Annotated in this window: 21 protein-coding genes and 1 riboswitch; of the genes, 11 read left to right on the forward strand and 10 right to left on the reverse strand. The window is 32.9% G+C overall.

The window, feature by feature from the left end; translation table 11 throughout:
- Positions 1–14 precede the first annotated feature (14 nt).
- The 6 genes from cyaY to AC5LWZ_RS05125 form a co-directional block, all read right to left on the reverse strand.
- Positions 15–326, reverse strand: coding sequence for an iron donor protein CyaY (cyaY, locus tag AC5LWZ_RS05100; protein ID WP_198199271.1), 312 nt, complete (start codon positions 324–326; stop codon positions 15–17).
- A 102-nt stretch (positions 327–428) separates the two neighbouring features.
- A complete protein-coding gene (locus AC5LWZ_RS05105) occupies positions 429–944 on the reverse strand; it encodes a surface-adhesin E family protein (RefSeq protein WP_110448233.1) in 516 nt (171 codons plus the stop codon).
- Positions 945–1,742: a hypothetical protein gene (locus AC5LWZ_RS05110; RefSeq protein WP_198199273.1), complete on the reverse strand. Its 798-nt coding sequence runs from the start codon at positions 1,740–1,742 to the stop codon at positions 945–947.
- Positions 1,743–1,818: 76 nt separating this feature from the next.
- On the reverse strand, positions 1,819–2,448 hold the full coding sequence (locus AC5LWZ_RS05115) for a thiamine diphosphokinase (RefSeq protein WP_306245316.1): 630 nt from the start codon (positions 2,446–2,448) through the stop codon (positions 1,819–1,821).
- 21 nt (positions 2,449–2,469) lie between these two features.
- Positions 2,470–2,931, reverse strand: a complete 462-nt coding sequence (gene rimI, locus AC5LWZ_RS05120; RefSeq protein WP_493464089.1) for a ribosomal protein S18-alanine N-acetyltransferase — start codon at positions 2,929–2,931, stop codon at positions 2,470–2,472.
- A complete protein-coding gene (locus AC5LWZ_RS05125) occupies positions 2,906–3,307 on the reverse strand; it encodes a DNA polymerase III subunit psi (protein ID WP_493464090.1) in 402 nt (133 codons plus the stop codon). The genes rimI and AC5LWZ_RS05125 overlap by 26 nt, the downstream gene beginning before the upstream one ends.
- A gap of 86 nt (positions 3,308–3,393) precedes the next feature.
- Between AC5LWZ_RS05125 and rsmC the strand changes: the two genes are divergently transcribed.
- Positions 3,394–4,434 (forward strand): 16S rRNA (guanine(1207)-N(2))-methyltransferase RsmC, encoded by a 1,041-nt coding sequence (gene rsmC, locus AC5LWZ_RS05130; RefSeq protein ID WP_493464091.1) that lies wholly within the window; start codon positions 3,394–3,396, stop codon positions 4,432–4,434.
- A gap of 47 nt (positions 4,435–4,481) precedes the next feature.
- Here rsmC and hemN read toward each other — a convergent pair whose 3' ends face one another.
- Together hemN and yihI are read right to left on the reverse strand one after the other, a co-directional pair.
- On the reverse strand, positions 4,482–5,879 hold the full coding sequence (hemN, locus tag AC5LWZ_RS05135; RefSeq protein WP_493464092.1) for an oxygen-independent coproporphyrinogen III oxidase: 1,398 nt from the start codon (positions 5,877–5,879) through the stop codon (positions 4,482–4,484).
- Between the two features lie 219 nt (positions 5,880–6,098).
- The gene (yihI, locus tag AC5LWZ_RS05140) at positions 6,099–6,599 is read right to left on the reverse strand and encodes a Der GTPase-activating protein YihI (RefSeq protein WP_198199307.1); all 501 of its coding nucleotides are present in this window, start codon (positions 6,597–6,599) and stop codon (positions 6,099–6,101) included.
- A 166-nt stretch (positions 6,600–6,765) separates the two neighbouring features.
- On the opposite strand from yihI, the gene coaA reads away from it, so the two are divergent.
- The 8 genes from coaA to ndk all read left to right on the forward strand — a co-directional run bounded on the left by coaA (position 6,766) and on the right by ndk (position 18,470).
- Positions 6,766–7,701 carry a type I pantothenate kinase gene (gene coaA, locus AC5LWZ_RS05145; RefSeq protein ID WP_086357041.1) on the forward strand — a complete coding sequence of 312 codons (936 nt, stop codon included), beginning with the start codon at positions 6,766–6,768 and terminating at the stop codon, positions 7,699–7,701.
- A 17-nt stretch (positions 7,702–7,718) separates the two neighbouring features.
- Positions 7,719–8,174 carry a DUF1090 domain-containing protein gene (locus tag AC5LWZ_RS05150; RefSeq protein ID WP_110448225.1) on the forward strand — a complete coding sequence of 152 codons (456 nt, stop codon included), beginning with the start codon at positions 7,719–7,721 and terminating at the stop codon, positions 8,172–8,174.
- A 155-nt stretch (positions 8,175–8,329) separates the two neighbouring features.
- Positions 8,330–8,374: riboswitch (PreQ1 riboswitch) on the forward strand.
- Between the two features lie 2 nt (positions 8,375–8,376).
- Entirely contained in the window at positions 8,377–8,850 is a 474-nt protein-coding gene (gene queF / locus AC5LWZ_RS05155; RefSeq protein ID WP_493464093.1) for a preQ(1) synthase, read from the forward strand.
- A gap of 23 nt (positions 8,851–8,873) precedes the next feature.
- Entirely contained in the window at positions 8,874–9,530 is a 657-nt protein-coding gene (queC, locus tag AC5LWZ_RS05160; protein ID WP_493464094.1) for a 7-cyano-7-deazaguanine synthase QueC, read from the forward strand.
- A gap of 44 nt (positions 9,531–9,574) precedes the next feature.
- Positions 9,575–10,243 carry a 7-cyano-7-deazaguanine/7-aminomethyl-7-deazaguanine transporter gene (locus AC5LWZ_RS05165; protein ID WP_493464095.1) on the forward strand — a complete coding sequence of 223 codons (669 nt, stop codon included), beginning with the start codon at positions 9,575–9,577 and terminating at the stop codon, positions 10,241–10,243.
- A 260-nt stretch (positions 10,244–10,503) separates the two neighbouring features.
- Positions 10,504–15,636: an alpha-2-macroglobulin family protein gene (locus tag AC5LWZ_RS05170; RefSeq protein WP_493464096.1), complete on the forward strand. Its 5,133-nt coding sequence runs from the start codon at positions 10,504–10,506 to the stop codon at positions 15,634–15,636.
- Between the two features lie 98 nt (positions 15,637–15,734).
- Positions 15,735–18,032: a penicillin-binding protein 1C gene (gene pbpC, locus AC5LWZ_RS05175; RefSeq protein ID WP_198199311.1), complete on the forward strand. Its 2,298-nt coding sequence runs from the start codon at positions 15,735–15,737 to the stop codon at positions 18,030–18,032.
- A gap of 15 nt (positions 18,033–18,047) precedes the next feature.
- Complete coding sequence (gene ndk, locus AC5LWZ_RS05180; protein ID WP_110448220.1) at positions 18,048–18,470, forward strand: nucleoside-diphosphate kinase; 423 nt, start codon at positions 18,048–18,050, stop codon at positions 18,468–18,470.
- Positions 18,471–18,538: 68 nt separating this feature from the next.
- On the opposite strand, the gene AC5LWZ_RS05185 is transcribed toward ndk, so the two are convergent.
- Both AC5LWZ_RS05185 and pdxA read right to left on the reverse strand, forming a co-directional pair.
- Positions 18,539–19,300 carry a DeoR/GlpR family DNA-binding transcription regulator gene (locus tag AC5LWZ_RS05185; RefSeq protein WP_493464097.1) on the reverse strand — a complete coding sequence of 254 codons (762 nt, stop codon included), beginning with the start codon at positions 19,298–19,300 and terminating at the stop codon, positions 18,539–18,541.
- 45 nt (positions 19,301–19,345) lie between these two features.
- Positions 19,346–20,326, reverse strand: a complete 981-nt coding sequence (gene pdxA / locus AC5LWZ_RS05190; RefSeq protein WP_493464098.1) for a 4-hydroxythreonine-4-phosphate dehydrogenase PdxA — start codon at positions 20,324–20,326, stop codon at positions 19,346–19,348.
- 261 nt (positions 20,327–20,587) lie between these two features.
- On the opposite strand from pdxA, the gene AC5LWZ_RS05195 reads away from it, so the two are divergent.
- Both AC5LWZ_RS05195 and AC5LWZ_RS05200 read left to right on the forward strand, forming a co-directional pair.
- Positions 20,588–21,550 carry a 2-keto-3-deoxygluconate permease gene (locus AC5LWZ_RS05195; RefSeq protein WP_294892331.1) on the forward strand — a complete coding sequence of 321 codons (963 nt, stop codon included), beginning with the start codon at positions 20,588–20,590 and terminating at the stop codon, positions 21,548–21,550.
- 8 nt (positions 21,551–21,558) lie between these two features.
- On the forward strand, positions 21,559–22,770 hold the full coding sequence (locus AC5LWZ_RS05200) for a four-carbon acid sugar kinase family protein (RefSeq protein ID WP_294892329.1): 1,212 nt from the start codon (positions 21,559–21,561) through the stop codon (positions 22,768–22,770).
- Positions 22,771–22,790: the final 20 nt, after the last annotated feature.

Genomic DNA, 22,790 nt, shown 5'->3' on the forward strand with positions numbered 1-22,790 from the left:
TTTGATCATTATAATTATTGCTCAGATTGCTCTTGCACTGACGAAGCAAATATCTCTTCAAATGGTTGATCAGTTCGATTACATATCCATTGTTCATTAATTAAATCAAAATGATAACCTTGTTTTTGTGTTGCTAACCAAACTTGAAAAAGTGGTTCTTGAGTATTAACAATAATTTTACTATTGTTTGGAAAACTAATGGTAATAACGTTGCCATTAGTTTCATAATCTAAGTCTATATCGTGTTCGTCAGCGTATTTATCTAGATATAATTCGATTTGGTAAAAAAGTTGATCGGTTAAGGCATGGAATTGCGTGATATTCATTTTGATGTAATTAAAATTATACAGTTAATAAATTGATATTAACATAAAAAAAAATACTCCGCCACCGCTAGGTGGCAAGAGTAAAAACGAATGAAAATCGAATTAATTGTTTAATGGTAATGAACAGGCAATAACGAGTAATTTATGCTTTTCATCGCCTTTATCTGCTCTCGTCCAACGATTTGGAATATCAATAGTATTTACTAGTTTACCTTCGGCAAAATAGTTCTCGATAAGTTCAATTTTACCTTTAGCAATTTCTTTTTTATCACAATTAGCATAATGATTAACAACTACTGTGTGATATGGTGTTTTTACATTATCAATATCTTGAACTAATGCTGGAATGTAATTGGTAACTTCCTTAAAAATTCGAATTTTATCGTTATAAGGATGTAATTTTATGGATTTTTTATCAAGATAGGCATAACCAATGGTGTTATCCTCATCAGTTTTAGATAGAGGCGTAAATTGTTCACCTATTTTAGGATTACTTAGCATTACTTCTACTTCTTTAGCTTGAGCTGCTAATTCATCTTGAGTAAGTGGTTTCTTTTCTTCTGCATGAGTGATAGCTGTAAAAGAAAAGAGCATTAAAAATAAACATAATTTTTTCATTTAAATTTTATCTCCCTCTTTTGAGCTATTTTCAACTGGTTTATCTTGTTGGGGTTGAGATTGCTTTTCTTGAGCTTCTTTTTGTTCTTTTTCTTGTTGTTTTTTCAATTTATAAGCTTTGATCTTTTCTTGGCGCTCTTTATCCATTTTGTCGTCAAGTGGTTTCATATCTGGACGATCTTTATAAAGAATGTCTTTCTTTATATCACCTTGGATGGAACAAAGCACACGGTTTTGATTATCAGTAAAGGCTTCTAGATAAAGTGATTTTTCAATGGTACCAAGTTTTGGTACAACACCATCAATTGAGTAGGGATTATCTTGCCATACCGGTGATTTTGCATTGCGATCATAGATTTTGGCATTGGCAATATAAACAGCGTTATTATATTTTAACCATTTTAAATTATTAAGTGTATTAGTAATTTCTTCTTGGCTATTATCAAAAATAAAGCCCCAATAGTAATATTGTCCAGATAAATTGGTTGGAATATAGATGTTTTGATACCCAGTTATTGTTAATCCGTGGTATTTAAGAGGTTTTTTGAAATTAACTTTATCTTTGTTTTGTTGATAAATTGATTCTACAGGAATATAAGTAACATTATCTGTTGTGGTTAAATCAACATATTCGCTGAATAATTTTTTATTTTCAGCCAATTGCTTAAAAAATTGGTTATCACAAGCGAGAAAACTATCTACTATCTTATCTGTAATGCTTACACTATCGTTCTGCGCAAAAGCCATGCAAGAAACGAGAGAAGAACAAGCAAGCACAGTAAGTTTTTTTATTATCATAGAGCGGTTCCTTTCACCAAAATCACGCTAATTGTTTGTAATAGTATTGTAAAGTAATGTAAATATTTATGTCAATCTAATTGAAATCGTTTTGGATAAAAATTAGTAAATCACCGTTTTTAAAAGAGATTTCTACTTTATCATCGATAGCTTTGTTACGCAAACTAATGTGGCCACCAAGAACTAATTTTTGGTCAGTTAAAGGATATTCAAAGCCTGTTATAGTCAAATTAGTTACTGTAGACAATGGCATTAACGAAACAATATGATTTTTCACGTGGTGGATAATCTGATGATGATCAGCGAAGAAAAAATGGCAATAATTGTCATAAAACATCATTTTGAACTGATGATAGTATTGCATTGCTATAGATAAGTTACCTAAGAAATGATCACTGGCTCCTCCTGATGCACCATATATTGTAAATGATGTAACACCTTTACTATTCAAAAATAATAATGCTTTTTCAAAATCAGGTTTAGATTGATCTGGCGTATGAATAATTTGTGTTTTTGACGGAATTGCCCTAGTTGAGTCTATGCTATCTAAATCACCGATAATAAAATCAGGTTCAATGGCTGATGTAAATAAATAGCTATGATAGGCTCCATCAGTACAGGCAATATAAGTATAATCTTTTATATTACTGGGAATATCTTTTGGTGGTTCACCATTGACAAATAGTAGTGCTGTTTTTTTTTGCATGATTATTCCCATTAAATTAATTTATAGCGTTAATGTATAAGCCATAATAATTGCATCTTCTTGATGACCATCAACTGTTGGATAATAATTTTTTCTCACTGTTATTTGGTTAAAGCCAATTGAATGATATAACTCAATTGCTGGCGTGTTAGATTTTCTAACTTCCAACCATAAAGTTGAAATAGCCTGCGGTGAGCTAATGGCTATTAAGTTATTAATTAAATGATTTAATAATGCTTTAGCTAATCCCTGTTGTCTGTATGCAGGATGTATAGCAATATTAAATAAAGTTGCTTCGTCGGCAACTTGTTGGCAAATACAAAAGCCGACTAGCTTATTACCAACAGTTATTTTAAGATTGATATAACGTTCCCCTTGATTTGAAAAAAAAGTTTCTTTGGACCAAGGGATAGGGTGGCATATGAGTTCTAACTCATATGCTTCCGTTAAATCATGTTCATTCAGGATGGAAATTGTTTTCATATTCACATAACTGCTGCCAAAGTTTACGTTTTTGGTGTGGATCTTTAGCTAGCGAATCTAAATCACAGGTATTAATGGTTAAACTATTTTGCCATGGTTCATTGCTAAGCACATCTATAAACCATGTCACTATTTTTACTTCATCCGCCGAAATAATTAATTGCGAAGGGGTAAGAAATAACACTTGTTCTTCTGTTAAACGGATGGCTTTTAAAATATCGTAATATATTTTTTGTGTTGGTTTTTGTTTAGCAACAACAATTAAACAAATTTTATCGTCTATATGAGTCGCAAGTTCACCCTGAAAAACGGTTGAATTGCGTAAAACATATTGAGTAATATTACACTGTTTAAGATACCAATCAGTTTGTGTCATTGTCAGATTACGGTTTTATTAGGGATTAAAGGAAGTTAATTGTATAATCTTCGCTTCAATTTATAAAGTTTTTTCATTGAGGCATTATGGCAACATCTGTTTTTACTCCAGCTAGCCAAGTACTTGAACGTCATCAGTCATTTTTTGATGATAAAAATATCCTTATTGCTGGTGATATTCAAGATAATTATCCTGCGGTTATTTCAGCCAATATAGTTAAGATTCATTGTTCCCAATATCATACTTTTTTAAGCTTTAAAAATAGTAAACGAGCCAATAGCGCTATATTTTCGCTCTATCCTGATACATCTTTTTATACTGATATAAATACCCTCATTTATTATTGGCCTAAAACCAAGAGTGAAGCACAATTTCAGTTATCATATTTATTGAACAATATGCCTAAAGATAGTGATATTTTTATCATTGGTGAAAATCGTTCAGGGGTAAAAAGTGTGGAAGGGCTGTTAAGTGACTTTGGTTCTATCCAAAAAATAGATAGTGCAAGACGATGTGGTTTATATCATTTTCGAGCTGATAGTCGTTTGGCTTTTGAAGTAAAAGACTGGTGGTTGAGTTATCACTTAACGATTGAAAAACAGGATATCGAAATTAAAAGCTTACCAGGCGTCTTCAGCCAAAAAGCCTTAGATGCAGGAAGTGAGCTGTTATTAAATGCACTTATGGATCATAGTGATATTATCAAAGGAAATATTCTTGATGTTGGTTGTGGCTCGGGCATATTATCAACAGTAATAGGTAAATTAAATCAAGATATAAGCTTAACATTAACTGATGTAAGTAGTGCTGCATTAGAATCAAGTAAAGCGACTTTAGCTGCTAATAACATTGTGGCAAGTGTTATTGCTAGTGATGTGTTTTCAGATATAAGCGATAAATATCATTTAATCATCTCTAATCCACCTTTTCACGATGGCAAAGAAACAAGTTACACTGCAGTTAATAAGTTGATTAAGGAAGCAAAAAAACACTTAAAACTAAATGGCTATCTTTGTATTGTGGCAAATTCATTTTTGCCATATCAATCGATCTTGGATGAAACATTTAAAAGTGTTGAAATTATTGCCCAAACGACTAAATTTAAGGTTTATTTAGCCAGTCATTAACACTTAAACCAGTATCATTATAAATAGTCATGCGTGAATTTATTCAATTAAATCACGCGTGAAAACTGTTGTTGTCGCACCAATCGACGCATATAAATATCAAAGCACATGCAAATATTACGAATTAGCAGCTGGCCTTTAGATTGAACGTTGATGCTATCTTGATTAACGACAACCAATCCATCTTGTTCTAGTGGTGCAAGCAGTTTTAAATCTTCAGCAAAATAGTCATCAAATTGGATATGGTAATATTGTTCAATCTGCTTTTTATCAAGCTGGAAATGGCAGATAAGTTGTTTAATAACATCTCGACGTATTTTATCATCACGATTTAAGGTAAATCCTTTCCATAAACCATGTCCTTTTTGTTCAACTTGATTTTGATAACTTTTTAAGTCTTTTTGGTTTTGGGCATAGCTGTCTCCCAACATACTTATTGCTGATACACCGAGGCCAAGTAAGTCAGCATCTCCTTTAGTGGTATAACCTTGAAAGTTGCGATGTAACTTATTCTGTTGTTGTGCGATAGCTAACTCATCAGTTGGTTTTGCAAAATGATCCATACCTATAAATTGGTAACCAGCGAGAGTCAATTTTTCAATACTGGTTTGTAAGATTTTCAATTTTTGACTTGCATTAGGTAAATCATTATCTTTGATCTTACGTTGTGCAGCAAATCGGCTAGGTAAATGTGCGTAATTAAAAACACTTAATCTATCTGGCGAAATATCAATTACTTTATTTAATGTTTCCGTGAAACTTTCAACAGTTTGCTTAGGTAATCCATAAATTAAATCTAGACTAATAGAACGAAAGTTATTTTTTCTTGCTTGGATAATTAGTGAACGGATCAAGTTTTCATCTTGCTCACGATTAATTAAATTTTGAATTTCATGATTGAAATCTTGGATCCCCATACTTAACCGATTAAAGCCAACATTAGCTAGATGATCAATCGTTTGTGGACTTATTTCTCTTGGATCTATTTCAATGGATAGTTCGGCATTTTGAGCAAAGTTAAAGTGTTTTTTTATTGAAGAGAGCAAGCGGCTAATTTCAGCATCAGTTAAAAAAGTAGGAGTTCCTCCTCCCCAATGCATTTGTGTCACAGTCCGGTTTTTAAATAATTCGGACTGTTTAGCAATCTCGATATCTAATACATCAAGATATTTAGTGACTTTATGGGTTTGTCGTGTAATCAGTTTGTTACAACCACAAAAATAACAAAGTTTATGGCAAAACGGAATATGTACATACAGCGATAATGGTCGTTCAGGATAAAGGTTGGTCGCTAAAATGAAATCTTGTTCAGTAAACTGTTCGTTAAATTCAAGTGCTGTTGGATAAGAGGTATATCTTGGACCTGAATAATTATATTTTTCAATTAACGCTTGATCCCATAATAGGGGTTGAATCACATTTTTATTTAGTCCTGCGTTTGACATTGTCATTTCCATAACGTTTTGCTGTATTACGTTGTTTTGCTCTTATTTGTGTTTTTAATTTAATGTAATTTGTTTTTTTTAAATATAATAAAGTGCAAATAGATAATCCTAAATATAAACATAGCATAATCAATAGTGGCATGGTATACGACTCTTTATCGTGATTATTTTGTATATAAGATTATTGATGTTTTTAACACATATTTAATTAAAACTAAATTAATTACGTTTCAATAGACTGACGATATCTTCTTTTATTTCTTCTTGTTCATCTTCGAAATCTTCATCTTCATAACCTAATAGTTGCATAAGTTTGTCTATACGATTTAGTTTATTATCAAGATAAGTCTGTTGTTCGTCAGTTAAGATTTTGCCTTGTTCAACCAAATCTAGTAATTGATCCAATTTAGTATCATTTTCAAGTTGTTCTAATTCTTGTTGTGGTGTTAATTTAGCTTTAGTTATTTTGGACTGATTAATTTTATCTACCTTTCTAATAGATGAATTATCATCTACTACCAATGAAATTGGTTTTTTACTGCCAATACGAGGATCTTTTATTGCTTTAGTTGTTTTGTTACTTTGATTGTTATCTTGACCATTGAAACGTGAACCACTAGGTAAACCTTTATGCTTACGTTTGCGCTTTAACTCACGAGATTCTTCATTAATCTCTTGGCGGGTTTTTTTAGGTTTTTGTTTTGATTTATTTTTTAACATACAATCTCAATTTAATATCTGATTATTAACTCACTAAATGTATTTTACCAGTAAGTCATCAATATAGCTATGAGCATGAGATAATACCAATTTATGATTGTAAAAAAATAGATTTAGTATAATCTGAGCCAAATTATTTATATCAGCGAGCAATAGAGAATAAAATATGACAAATCATTTGAGCCCTTACATGCAATTTACCCGACAAGAATGGGCGAGCTTGCGTAATGCGGTACCAATGACTTTAACGCCAGAAGAATTGACTTCATTACAAGGTATTAATGAAGATTTATCCATGGATGAGGTAAGTGAAATTTACTTGCCTTTATCTCGATTACTCAATTATTATATAAGCAACAGTTTTAGCCGTCAGGCAGTGTTATCAAAATTTTTAGGTAAAAGCCAAAAAATACCTTATATTATTGGTATCGCAGGTAGTGTAGCTGTTGGTAAAAGCACTACCGCCCGTGTCCTACAAGCATTGTTGACTCGTTGGCCAGAACATCGGAAAGTTGCATTGGTGACAACTGATGGTTTTTTATATCCTAATCGTTATCTTGAAGAACGTGGTATCATGAATAAAAAGGGATTTCCACAATCCTATGATATCAAGAAATTACTTAATTTTGTTGCTGATGTAAAGTCAGGACAAGCAGAAGTTAAGGCGCCCGTTTATTCTCATTTAGTCTACGATATTGTTGAAGATGAACATATTATTGTTGATAGTCCTGATATTTTAATTCTTGAAGGATTAAATGTTTTACAAGGCAGCATAAACTATACTCAAGCTAATAATCGTGTATTTGTTTCTGATTATGTCGATTTTTCGATCTATGTAGACGCACAATTACCGCTATTACACGATTGGTATGTTAATCGTTTTTTAAAATTTAGAGCTGGGGCATTTAGCGATCCTAACTCTTACTTTAACCATTATTCAAAGCTTCCAGAGGAAGAAGCCGTGAATATTGCTAACCGCCTTTGGCGAGATATAAATGAATTAAATTTGATTGAAAATATCCTACCAACACGGGAACGAGCAAGTTTAATTTTAACCAAAGGTAAAGATCATAAAGTTGATTGTGTTCAATTAAGAAAATAAACTTAAGGGGAGTCAATATGAAATCAGCAATAAGGTTATTAAGTAAGTTAAGCATTATCACTTTAGTTACTGCATTTTCGGTAAATAGTTATGCATCAAGTAATGACGAAAACCAAGGATTAAATTGCGATGCTAAAAAGCAAGCAATTGAAACAAAAATTGAACAAGCTAAAAAAGCAAATAATAGTAATGAAGTGACTGGTCTTGAAAAAGCGTTGCAAGAAGTTAATACCAATTGTACTGATGAAACTTTAGAACAAAAATATAAAAGATTAATAGTTGAAAAAACTAAAGATGTTACAGATAAAACCAAAGAATTAGCTGAAAAAACTAAAGAGTATGCAAAAGACAAGGTTAATGCCCATCAAGATACAATCGATGCATTAAAAGCGAAATTAAATGATGCCGAAAAAGAATTAGCTGATGCTAAAGAGAAGCTTGCTGATTATTACAAACAATTGACCAGCAAATAAGTTATATTCGGCTTAAAAAGTGCTTTTCTCACATTTTTTTACTAAGTTATAACTAAATAAGCACCATTGATCTAGTATTAATGGTGCTTTTTATTAATACACTCAACTTTGCTTAAACTGGACTTTTTTATTTAAAAAGAGTATGGTGTGCGCCTGATTACGTGGTTCGTGAACCTCCCACGCTAAAAAACTAAGGAAAAAAATGAGTAATATAACACTACTAGGCGATCAATCCGTTCGCTATCCTACTGACTATTGTCCAGAAATCTTAGAAACATTCGATAATAAACATCCAGACAACGATTATTTTGTAAAATTTAATTGTCCCGAATTTACCAGTCTTTGTCCAATAACTGGGCAACCTGATTTTGCTACTATTTATATTTCGTACGTGCCAAATATTAAAATGGTAGAAAGTAAATCACTCAAGCTTTACTTATTCAGCTTCCGCAATCATGGTGATTATCATGAAGATTGTATTAATATCATCATGAAAGATCTGATTAAATTGATGGATCCAAAATATATAGAAGTGTGGGGTAAATTTACTCCCCGAGGTGGAATATCTATTGATCCTTATGCTAATTATGGTAAATCAGGTACTGATTGGCAACAAATAGCCGTGAATCGCTTAGCTAATCATGACCTTTATCCTGAAAAAATCGATAATCGTTAATCTTTTTACAGGAATAGTTAAAAATGCAAAATCGTAAAGCACTTGTTATCTTTTCTGGTGGACAAGATTCTACCACATGTTTATTGCAAGCTATTGCTGATTATGGTCGTGGAAATGTCGAAACCATTAGTTTTCAATATGGCCAACGTCATGCAATTGAACTGGAAAAAGCTAAATGGATTGCTGAAGATCTTGGTGTCAAACAAACTGTTATTGATACGTCGGTGATTAAACAGACAACCAATAATGCTTTAATTGATGACTCTCAAGAAATTACTGCCACTAAGGAAGCTGATTATCCTAATACATTTGTTGATGGCCGTAATATGCTGTTTTTACTTCTAGCTGGATGTTATGCCAAACAACAAGATATTTGCGATATTATTATCGGAGTTTGTGAAACTGATTTTAGTGGCTATCCTGATTGTCGAGATATCTTTATTAAATCAATGAATGTATCGATGAATTTGGCTATGGACTATAACTTTAATCTCATTACACCATTGATGTATCTTACTAAAGCTCAAACGTGGGAAATGGCCGATAAGCTTGGTTATTTGGATTATGTCCGAAAATATACCCATACATGTTATTATGGCGTTGATGGTGGTTGTGGTAAATGTCCTAGCTGTATTCTTCGAGATAAAGGTTTAACCGATTACCTTAGTTATTCAAATTAATTGTAACACTGGATTCACTTATCCCATTAAAAAAGGAAAAACTTATGTATCTGAACGCTAATTCAGAACAAACCAAACCATTTACTCATGTAGAACAAATGAAAGCACTCGGATGGCTTTCGTTCTTTCATATTTTAGTTATTGCTTCAAGCAATTATCTAGTACAAATCCCATTTGATATTTTTGGTTTTCATACTACCTGGGGCGCTTTTACTTTCCCATTTATCTTTCTTTCTACGGATTTAACTATTCGGGTCTTTGGCGCTAGTCTAGCCAGAAAAATAATTTTTGTAGTAATGATACCTGCTTTGCTACTTTCTTACGGGGTTTCAGTGTTATTTTTTGATACTCATTGGATGGGATTGGCTGCTTTATCTGAATTTAATAGCTTTGTTTTCCGGATTGCGTTAGCTAGCTTTGCCGCTTATTTAGTTGGGCAGTTAATGGATATTACCGTATTTAATTATTTAAGAAAAAACAGAGCATGGTGGGTGGCACCTTCTGCTTCGGCAATATTAGGGAATGGTATTGATACTATTGTCTTTTTTGCTATAGCTTTTTATAAAACTAATGACGAATTTATGGCAGCGCATTGGGGTGAAATTGCCACTATTGATTATAGCTTTAAAATAATCATCTGTGGTTTATTCTTTTTACCATTATACGGAATTATTTTAAATTTTATCTTAAACAAATTAGTTATCAAATCCTAGTAACTTGACTTTAAGTTTACCTATGGTTCATTATTTATCCGGCAGTTAAGGTTTATTGGCAATATAATAAATTCCAACTGCCAATTTTTATCTCTTAAAAAATGCCGTTCCTCAAAATTTCAACAAAATTCATAATTTAATTATAAAAAAATTTAAAAATTTGATTAAAGAAGTTTTGCCAAACCTTGCCTGAAAGTGCATAATATAGCTAAAAAAACAACCAATACATTCATTGTAACAGTAAGGGATTAGGTGAAATAATGAGATTGAGTAAACACTTAGCGGTGTTAAGTTTATTTTTTATGCTATGTGCTTGTGATAATCAAGAAGATAAAACTGTAGAGTCGCAGAAAGTTGATAAAACTGAGTTTACAACAGATGTCATTGACAACAAAACCGATGCTGTTGCAACAGAAACTTTAACTGAAAGTGAAGCTGTATCTCAATCTCATAATGCCTTTAATCCAACGCCAGAGTTAATTGAAAAGTATAAAGGTAAACAATTAACTGTCATTGATAGCTCAGAGGTTATTCTCGATGGTTCAAGTACTTTAGTGGTGACTTTTTCTGTACCACTAAATCCTAAATTGAATTTTTCTAATTTACTCAGATTAGTTGATAGAAAAACAGGTAATGTTGATGGTGCATGGGAGTTATCGGATAATGGTTTAGAGCTAAGACATCGTTATCTTCAACCAGATCGGCAACTGGTTTTAACCATTGATAAATTATTATCAGCCATCAACGATAGCCATTTAGAATCTGTTTATCAAAAAGAAATTACTACTCAAGACCGCCAACCTACAGTAGGTTTTGCAAGTTCGGGTATATTACTACCAAGTAAATCTATGAGCGGATTACCTGTCACAACATTGAATGTAAATAAAATTGATATTAACTTTTTTAAAATTAAACCAGAAAAATTACCTGAATTTGTTTCTTATTTTGGTTTTATTGATTTACTCTCAATTTGGAACAAAAAAGAGTTTACTAGATATGCTGATTTAGTTTACTCATCAAGGTTTGATCTTCATCCAAAACCTAATGCGCAAGAAACCATTTTAGTAAACCTTTCTAATATATCTGAAGTTAATCAAGAAGGTGTTTATATTGCTGTGATGAATGAGGCAGGTATTTATAACGAATCGAATCCAGCAACTTTATTTTCAATTAGTAATATTGGTGTGTCAGTTCATCGTTATAAAAATGCTAAGCTAGTCGTAATGGCTCATGGTTTAGATAATGGTAAACCATTAGCAAATATTAACTTGTCATTAATGTGCCGTAAAAATGAAAATAATAAAAACTGCCATACAATTTCAGTAGTGACCGATCAGAATGGTTATGCTGAATTTAACCTAGATAAAGATTATGACTATTCGGTATTAACAGCCAGTGATGGCCTGCAAACTTCATTTGTAAATATTGATAGTAATGCGCTTAATCTGACTGATTTCAATTTGTCAGGCAGTCCTTTTTATCAAAAACAATTGTTTGTTTTTGGACCTCGTGATCTTTATCGTCCAGAAGAAACTGTCTATTTTAATGCATTATTACGTAATGCTGATGGGCAATCATTACCGGATCAACCAATCATTGCTGATATTATTTCTCCTGATGGTCGAGTGATTAAGAATTACCAATTAAAAAGTAATGCTGATTTAAATGGTTTATATCAGCAAACTTTTGATATTCCTGATGATGCAGCAACTGGTAAGTGGTCAATTCGTTTTAATTTAGGCGATGATAATTATCGCTTTTGGAACTTTAAAGTTGAAGAGTTTTTGCCTGAGCGTATGGCAATGGAAATCAAAAGCTCAGCAAACAGTGCGATTCTTAATGACGAAGATATTAACTTTAATGTTAAAGGTTGGTATTTATATGGTGAACCAGCAACAGGTAACAGTTTAGAAGCTAATCTCTATTTAAAGAGCGTTGATTCAGTTACTGGCCTAGCTGACTTCAAAATTGGAAAAGTGACAGACGAAAGCCTATATCGTGAGCTTGATCCTCTTGAAGTTGAGTTGGATGATGATGGTTTAACTCAAATTGAGGTTAGCAAAGATAATTGGTCTGGATTACAGTCTCCTGCTAAATTGGTTTTACAAGCAAGTCTACTTGATTCAGGAGGTCGACCGGTTACACGTTATGCGACACAAACCATATGGCCGGCAGATAAATTACCTGCAATTCGAGCATTATTTGAAGATTCACCATATTATGATTGGAATAAGGATCAATATTATGATCGACCTACCGTTGACATTGACCATAATGCCGAATTTGAAATTGCTTATGTCAATCTTGAAGGTGAAAAGTTAGCTACAAATTCATTAAAAGCTCGGTTGATTCGCGAACGTCGTAGTTATTATTGGACTTGGTCAGATGAGGATGGTTGGCGATTAAACTATAATTCTAGTGAATATGTGGTTTCAGAAAATCAACTATCTATTGATGCAAATAGTACAACCAAAATAAGTTTTCAACCAACAGATTATGGCTCTTATCGAGTTGAAGTTGTTGATCCTCAAACTAACGTTATGACAAGTTTCCGTTTTTGGGCTGGTTATGATTGGGAAGATAATACTCGTGGCACAAAATCTGTACGGCCAGATCAAGTTAAGTTAACTATTGATAAACCATCTTATAAAGTTGGCGATATAGCTAGAGTGAATGTGCAAGCACCAGTTGCTGGCTCCGGTTATATCTCTTTAGAAAGCAATGAAGGTACCATTTGGAAAAAATCAATCACTATTGATGAAAATGGTTTAGATGTTGATATACCAATTGAAAATTGGGGACGACATGATATCTATATTAGCACCATGATAATTCGTCCATCGACAGATGCTACTGTACAAACAGTTAAACGAGCGATTGGATTATTATATTTACCAATTGATACAGCAGACCGACAATTAAATGTTGCAATTAATGCTCCAGTACAAGTTGAACCTGAAACTACTGTACCGATAAAAATCAAAATGGATAAACAATTTATCCAACAGGGTAAAAAAGTCACTGTTTTAGTTTCTGCAGTTGATTCCGGTGTATTAAACATTACTGATTTTGTTACTCCTGATCCTTATACAGGATTTTTAGGGCGTAAACGCTATGATGTCAATATTTACGATGTTTATGGTAAATTGATTGAAGCTTCAGGGCGTAATGTTAGTATGAGCTTTGGTGGTGATGCGATGGGTGCTGGTGGTAAAAAACCATCAAATGAAGTCCTAATTGTAGCACAACAACTTGAAACTATTCAGTTAAATGATGAAGGCGAAGGGATCATTAACTTACCATTGCCTGATTTTAATGGTGAACTACGAATAATGGCGCAAGCTTGGGATAACAATCGTTTTGGTAGAGCTGAAAAAACGATGAAAGTTGCTGCTCCTGTTATTGCTGAATTAACAACACCTCGATTCTTATCTGGTGGTGATCAGGCGATTTTAGCGTTAGATTTGCATAATTTGACTGGTAGTACGCAAAACATGCAAGTTGAGGTATCAACTAGTGGTTTGCTTCATCAAAATGAAACAAAATCGGTTGCTGTAAAACTAGATAGTAAACAGAAAGATATTATTAAGATTCCTGTTGCTGCCGACTATGGTTATGGTAAAGGAACAATAAAGATAGATGTAAAAGGCATTTTGCTTGAAGATAATTCTGATTTCAATATAAGTCGTTCTTGGACAATTGGCATAAGACCCGCATATGCCGCAACTTCAAGATCTTATGTCGCAGCATTAGATGCAAATGAAAGTTGGCAATTATCAGACCAAGCTTTAACTGGTTTAATCGAAAATACTGTTGAAGGGCAGTTAGTGGTCTCTAATCAACCTCCTTTAAATATTGCACAATATATCAAAAGTTTATTTGCTTACCCGTATGGCTGTTTAGAACAAACTACGAGTGGGTTATTCCCATCTTTATATGCTAACAGTGATCAACTGGCGCAGTTAGGCATTAAAACTGATTCTGATGAAAAGCGTCGAGAAAAAGTTCAAACAGGTATTTCACGCATCTTATCAATGCAACGTAGTAATGGAAGCTTTGGTTTATGGAGTAACTATAGTGAAGAAGAACATTGGCTAACAGTCTATGCGACAGACTTTTTATTGCAAGCTAAAGAACGTGGATATCAGGTTAATGATAAAGCGCTTGATGCTGCAATGACGCGTATTGGTCAATATATTTATGATGCCTCTGCATTTAATAATCTTAGTTATTACGGTGATTTAAACGTGCTTGAGTTTAATAAATTATCTATTAAAGCTTATGCTTTGATGATACTTTCTAAACAAGAGAAAATCACTGCTGCAATGCGTAATGAAATTAATTATTTAACCGATAAAATAATGAGCAGTGATACATCATTTATCTATTCACCGTTACCATTAGCTCATTTAGCGGTAACAGCAAAATTGAATGGTTATCAGTCGACCTATGACAAATTACTGCCGTTAGTTTTTACTACTCCATATGCATATAATGATAGGTGGTTAGGCAATTATGGTAGTACAGTTCGTGATCAGTCATTAATTCTTTCTTTATTGATAGAAAATAATATGGCTAAGAATAATCAGGCAAGTTATCTATATAGTTTGTCAGAATTATTAAATGATCAACGTTATTTCTCAACTCAGGAATTAAATGCGTTATTTATTGCTGGTTGGACATTAGATCAACATAAAAATGGTAATAAATTCAAAGTGTCAATAAATGGCAAAATTGATGATGTTGATTCAATTGTTTCACATTCCTATGATTTTGAGGGATTAGCACAAGGATTGTCTATTAATAACTCCGCTCATGATCAGCCACTTTATATTAAATTTTCAGTTACAGGTTATGCAAAAACGCCTCCTGCACCAACATCGCAAGATGGTTTCTTAACTATTAATCGAACCTATTATGATTTACATGGTAAAGAAATAATACCATCGGATATAGAAGTAGGTTCCATGATGGTTGTCGTTTTGGATGTAACAGCCAAAAAAGCTGTTCATGATGCTTTGATTGTTGATTTCTTACCTGCAGGTTTGGAGCTTGAAAATCAAAATCTTACCAATAGCAGTGTACATTTATCAACAATTCCATGGGTTGCTGATTTATTAAAAAGTGATGATATTAATGAGATTAAATATCAGGAATTTAGAGATGATAGATATGTTGCTGCGGTGAATATCAATACCTATATCAATGAAAATAAATATCGTAAACGCGTTGCTTATTTAGTAAGAGCAGTGACTACTGGTGATTACATGATTCCTTATCCTTATGTTGAGTCAATGTATCGACCAGAGCGATTTGCTATAGGACAATCACTTGATTTGATGAAAATATCTAGTCCTAGCAAAAAAGATAATAGTGAAGAAGGTGATAAGTAATTTCACTGTAACATTTTATAAAAATGATTATTCCGCCAATATAGTTGGCGGAATTTTTTATTTTCGAATAAATTTAGCTGGGTAATATAATAACGATAATGAAAAAGTTCTTTTGTAAACTATTTAAATTTTTGTTGGTATTACTAGTTTTATTTGTTGGTGGCTTTTTTGTTGCTGATTATCTTTTTCCATTATCTGTTTCACAAAATAAAACTACGCAAACTGTCGTTGCCGACGATGAAACTCCATTATGGCGATTTGCCGATAAAAATGGTATTTGGCGTTATTCGGTGAGCCTTGATGAAGTCCCAGATTATTATCTTGACGTTTTATTAAATTATGAGGATCGTTATTTTTACGATCATATCGGTATTAATCCCATTTCTTTACTGCGTGCTGCTTGGCAAAATATATCTAATGATAGAATTGTGTCTGGAGGTAGTACCATTTCAATGCAAGTGGCTCGGTTATTATATCCTCATGATCGAACATTGTTTGGCAAGTTAAAACAGATCTTTCGCACTTTTCAACTAGAATTGCATTATAGCAAAAAAGAAATACTCACTTTATATATTAATCACGCACCTTATGGTGGCACAATTGAAGGTATAGGTGCTGCAAGCTGGTCTTATTTTGGTAAACAGCCCAAAGCATTAACCCGTAGTGAGGCAGTTTTATTAGCTGTGTTACCGCAAGCGCCTAGTAGGTTACGACCAGATAGGTTTCCTGAAAGAGCTAAGCAAGCTCGTGACAAAGTTCTAGATAGATTAGCTGAATATCAAGTGTGGTCAAATGACTTGATTGAACAAGTACGCCGTGATGAGGTTTGGGTTTATCCACGAAAGGCCCCTCAGTTGGCTCCATTATTAGCTTATCGCTTAAAACAACAATATCCTAATGAGGATATTATTCATTCAACCATTGATGTGTCTCTCCAATATAATTTAGAAGATTTAGCTGTTAATCGTAAAAATCAATTACCACCTAAATCATCATTGGCTATTTTAGTTGTTGATCATACTGATATGACTGTAAAAGGCTATGTAGGTTCGGCTGATTTTAATGATAAAGAACGTTTTGGCCAGATTGATATGATTAGGGCATTACGTTCTCCGGGTTCTACATTAAAACCGTTTATTTATGCTTTTGCTATTGATGATGGTATGATTCATTCTGAATCTTTACTGCAAGATGTTCCTCGTATTACCTCAGATTATCGACCCACTAATTTCGATGAAGGTTTTTATGGTCCAGTTAGTGCATCAGAGGCACTAAGTAAATCACTGAACTTACCCGCAGTTCAATTAATCGAATTATATGGTCCAAAGCGCTTCAGCGCCAAACTGGCAGGTATTGGTTTGCCTTTATCTTCTATAGCTAATGAACCGAACATTTCTTATATATTAGGCGGCGCTTCATTAAGAATGGATAATCTTGTTAGTGCTTATAGTGCATTTGCTAGGCATGGTGAGGTGAGTCCGTTACGTTTCACTAAAAAGGAACCATTAATAAATAAACCACTTATTTCTGATGGTAGTGCTTGGATAACAAGGCAAATGCTAATAAATAGTAATCTGTTAGCTTATAAAACGGGTACCAGTTATGGCTATCGGGATGCTTGGGCGGTTGGAGTTAATTCAAGATACTTAATTGGTGTTTGGGTTGGGCGACCGGACGGTACACCTGTTGCTGGACAATATGGTTCAATATCTGCAATGCCAATTTTGCAACAAGTTAATTCGATACTTTTAAATAGAGAAAATCGTTTAAATCGATTTATTACTTCTAATAAAAAACCAGAATCAGTCTCTTCTATGAAAATTTGTTGGCCATTAGGACAACCCCTTCCTGAATCAGATGCGAATTGTCATCGACAAAAAACAGCATGGATATTGGATAAAATGGTACCACCAACATTAAGTACTTATAGCGAATTGAAAAACAATATTTACCGTTCTGGTTGGATAAATATTTGGGTTAATGCGCGAGGGGAACGTGTCGCAGCTGATTGTTTAGGCGCGCAAAAAAAACAGGTAGCATTATGGCCTGTTTCGTTAGAAAACTGGCTATTAACTAAAGAACGAAGACAATCGATATTACCGCCTATCGATAAAACGTGTCCTATAATGGGTAAAGATATTTTTACTTCACTTAATATTGTTGGGCTACGTGATAAACAATTAATTAGAGCATTGCCGGGCATTAATCAAGTGACTGTTGATCTCACTCCGGAAGGTGGTTATGGAGAGAAATGGTGGTTTTTAGATGGCGAATTAGTGGCTAATTCTCAAAATAATGAAAAAATAGCTTTAACAGTGACCAAAAAAGGGAAACATCGTTTATTATTATTAGATGAAAGCGGTCAAATTGTTCGATTAACTTTTATATCAGATTAATAAAGGAATTCTCGCATGGCTATACAACGCACTTTATCAATCATTAAACCCAATGCTGTTAAAAAACAAGTTATAGGTGAGATTGAAACTCGAATATCAAAAGCAAAACTCAAAATCATTGCTATGAAAATGATCAAGTTGACAAAGTCTCAAGCTGAAGGCTTTTATGCTGAACATCAAGATAAACTTTTTTTTGATAAATTAGTTAATTTTATGATTTCAGGGCCAATAGTTGTGCAAGTGCTGGAAGGTGAAGATGCTATTAACCAATATCGCCAATTGATGGGTGTTACGGATTTAAGTAAAGCCGAACAAGGAACGTTGAGAGCTGATTTTGCCGATAACACTACTGAAAATGCCGTACATGGTTCAGACTCTATTTCATCAGCGGAAAGAGAGATTGCCTACTTTTTTGTAGATAGTGAAATAGTTGGATAATTGCTGAATAAGGCAAATATCACAGATAAATAAATTTTATGATTTTTCAAATTTATCTGTGACTTATATTAACTGGCAATATGTAACTTAAATGGTTGGCTTTGAAGATGTTGTACTGTTTCGATATCTAAATGGTTATCGGTAATAATATCGGTAAAACGATTAAGTGGTATGGAAGTAAATAAAGAATAAGAATTGTATTTACTGCTATCCGCAACAAGCACTACTTTATCAGCCTTTTGAGCAAATCCTGCTTTAATTAATGCTTTGTCTTCTGTTGGTGCGGTTACCCCTTTACTTAAACTCCAGGAATTACAACTTACAAATGCAATATCGGGATTAATTTGTAGAAGTAATGAACGTCCATGTTCACCAATGCATGATTGGCTACTATCATCAATTTTACCGCCAATGATGGTTACTTCAATCTGTTTAAACTCAGATAAAAAAAGTGCAATATGCAAATCTGATGTAATGACTCTGATAGGCATTTGGGTAATTCTTTTAGCTATTTCCAAAGTTGTTGTCCCTGCATCAAGCGCTATTGAGTCGCCAGCTTTAATAAGATCGGCTGCAACATCTGCAATAAGCTGTTTTTCACTAAAATTTTTATGAATTTTTTCAGATGTAGTTGGTTGGCTAGGAATAAAACGATTTAAAGTAACACCGCCATGTGTCCGACTGATTACGCCTTGTTGATCTAATTTAATTAAATCTCGGCGAATAGTAGCAGGAGAGGCTTCAGTAGCTATAACTAACTCTTCGACTGTGACTAAGTTATGAATCTTAAGATAATCCATGATTTGATCGAGTCGATTGTATTTTCCCACTGAAAATTCCCCTTTCTATTTTTCTAAGTTTATTAATATTGTTAACTAAGATAACAGTTCCGCTAATCGGATTGATTCTATCATACTATCGGCTTTTGCAATACCTTGCCATGCAATATCAAATGCTGTGCCATGATCGGCTGATGTTCTAATAAATGGTAGTCCGGCTGCGATATTTACCCCATCATAAAAACCTAATAATTTAAGGGGAATATGACCTTGATCGTGGTACATTGCAACAACCATATCAAATTTACCTTGATGGGCTTGTAAAAATACTGTATCGGGTGCACATGGACCAATGGCATCAATGCCACAAAGTTGCATTTTTTCAATAGCTGGTGTAACAAATTTTATTTCTTCATCACCAAACAGCCCATGTTCTCCTGCGTGAGGGTTAACGCCAGCTACAGCAATTTTTGGCGCAGAAATTCCTACTTTTTTAAGAAAATCATCAGCAATTTTAATAACTTTTTCAATTCTATCACTACTTAATTTATCCAAAAAGTTTCTTAATGAAACGTGAGTGGTAACATGAATCACTTTTAGTGAATCAGTATAAAGTACCATAGCGACATCTTTACTATTAGTGAGCTTCGCTAACAACTCAGTATGTCCTGGATACATGTGTCCTGCTGAGTGTAGTGCCTCTTTGTTTAGCGGTGCTGTTGCAATAGCTGTAACTTCGCCTGCAAGTGCTAATTCAGTTGCTTTTTTTACACATCGATAAGCTAGATCACCAGCTTGTGGTTGAATTTTTCCAGGTTGTAATGAATCGATATCTTCCAATTTTATATCAATTATATTAATCACATTTTTTGAGAAATCAGCCTCGTTCACGCTATTAATAACATTAAAATTAACATCGCTAAATAATCCCATTTTTAATTGTTTTTTTAATAAATCAGCCGAACCAATTACCACAGATTTTATGTTTTTTAAAATATCTGATTGTAATGCTTTGATAATAATTTCTGGGCCAATTCCAGCTGGATCTCCCATAGTTATCGCTACGATTTTTGACACAATTTATCTCCTTATAAGAAATTGTAAAATTAAATATTAATCTTTCTGAACTATATATTTTTTAATTTAAAAAATCCATATAATTTGATTGAAATTAATCATTAATCCTATTTATGTGATCTAAATCATATAATTGATCATTTAAACTATTTTTAATCTTTTTTGTTGATAATATGTGATTCAAATGAATCAAAATGATTTATTTGAATCATGTTGGGTGATTTATAAAGAAATACAAATTACTATTTCAAAGGAATTATTATGAATATTTTAAATACGGTAAAAAGAATACCAGGTGGATTGATGGTTGTTCCGTTGGTTCTTGGAGCTATTACTAATACTTTTGCTCCACAAGTTTTTTCAATTGGAGGATTCACTGAAGCATTATTAAAAACAGGAGCTCCAGCTTTATTAGCTGCGTTTTTATTATGTAATGGTGCACAAATACAGATAAAACAAGCAGGTTTACCTGTTCTAAAAGGAGTTATTTTATTATTAGTTAAAATTTTAATTGGTGCAATTTTAGGTATCATCGTAAATTATTTTTGGGGTATATATGGTGTGTTAGGAATTACACCTTTAGCAATAATTGCTTCATTAACTAATAAAAATGGTGGGTTGTATGCAGCACTTGCTGGAGAGTATGGAGATTCAACTGATGTAGGGGCTGTATCAGTCATAGCGTTATCTGATGGTCCTTTTTTTACTATGTTGGCTTTTGGAGCAACAGGTCTAGCTCAAATTTCATTTACCGTCTTATTAGCAGCCTTAATTCCTATTTTACTGGGATTAATTCTTGGAAATTTAGATGATAATATTCGGAAATTTTTAGCTCCAGGTACAAGTATTTTGATTCCTCTTTTTGCTTTTCCTTTAGGTGCTGCTCTCAATTTCAATCAACTTATTAATGCTGGTATGTCAGGTATTTTACTAGGTATTAGCTGTGTTTTTATTACAGGTTTTGCAGGATATTTTGCTTTTAAACTATTTCGTTTTAAATTTCCGCAAGTAGGGGCTGCTGTAGGTGCAACCGCAGGAAATGCAGTTGCTACTCCAGCAGCTGTAGCAGCTGTTGATCCTACTTTCGCTGAAATAATGCCTCAGGCAACTGCACAGGTAGCTGCTGCTGTTATTGTTACTGCAGTTTTATGTCCAATCTTAGTTAGCTTTTTAAATAAGTTAGAAAATAAGAAAAAAGCAAAACTAGAAATAAAAGCTAAATAGGAGTAAATATGATGACAACCCGATATTTGATTGTTGCAGATGATTTTACAGGGGCAAATGATACAGGAATACAGATGAAAAAAAGAGGGATAAATGTAGATGTATTATTGTCTCCATCATTTCATTCAAGTTCAATAGTGCTTGATACTGAATCAAGAAACCTTAATGCTAACGATTCATATTATAAAGTATTTAAAATGGTTTCAGAAGTTTGTTCATTAAGTTATTTTGATATTATTTATAAAAAAGTAGATTCAACTTTAAGAGGGAATATAGCTCATGAGATCAAAGCTATTGCAGATGTTTATCACCCTGATTTAATTGTGTTTGCTCCCGCATTTCCCAAAATGAATCGCATTACTAAAAATGGAAAACAGTATTTAAATGATGAACCATTAATGAATACTGAATTGACAAAAGATCCTTTAAGTCCTATTAAAACTGATAATTTAGCAGAAATTCTTAATCAAGCATTTAAAGAATCAATCAGATATCATGAGGTATCTGAGTTAGATAATAATTGTTTCAATATTTCTGATGAATATTTACATGTTATAGATATAGTATCAGATAAACAGATATCAGATTTATCAAAAATTCTATTGAAGCTTAATAAAAAAATTCTATATGTTGGAAGCGCTGGATTAGCTGAAGGCCTTTTCAACTCATTATATCCCACAGATCCTGTTCTAGGTGTTGTTGCAAGTATTAGTCAAGTATCAATTGAACAAATAAATTATGCAGAGTCAGAAGGAATTAATATTGTAAAAATTGAACCTGCTGATATATTTAACAATGAAACATATAATAAATATGCTGAAGAAATTTGCTTAAAATTGTCTCAAAAAAAGGATGTAATATTAACAACCTGTAAGAATAAATCTGATTATGATAAGACTTTAGCATTTTCAGAAAAAAATGGTATTCTTTTTCATGATGCAATAACTAAAGTTAAAGAATGTTTAGGATCTATTGTAGATATTGTATTAAAAAATGTCTCTATTTCTGGATTGTTTTTAACCGGTGGTGATACTGCCGTTAATATTGTTAATAAAATTCAAGCAGCAGGATGTTGTATTAAGCAAGAAATATCCTCCGGAATTGTGATGTCAACATTAATTCACGAACGTTATGGTAATATTAAAATTGTAACAAAAGCGGGGGCATTCGGGACTAAAAAAGATATCGTTACAAGTATAAATAAGTTAAAAGAAAAATGATTTTTTAAAATTCAATATTG

Source organism: Gilliamella sp. LMG 34362, assembly GCF_984569125.1.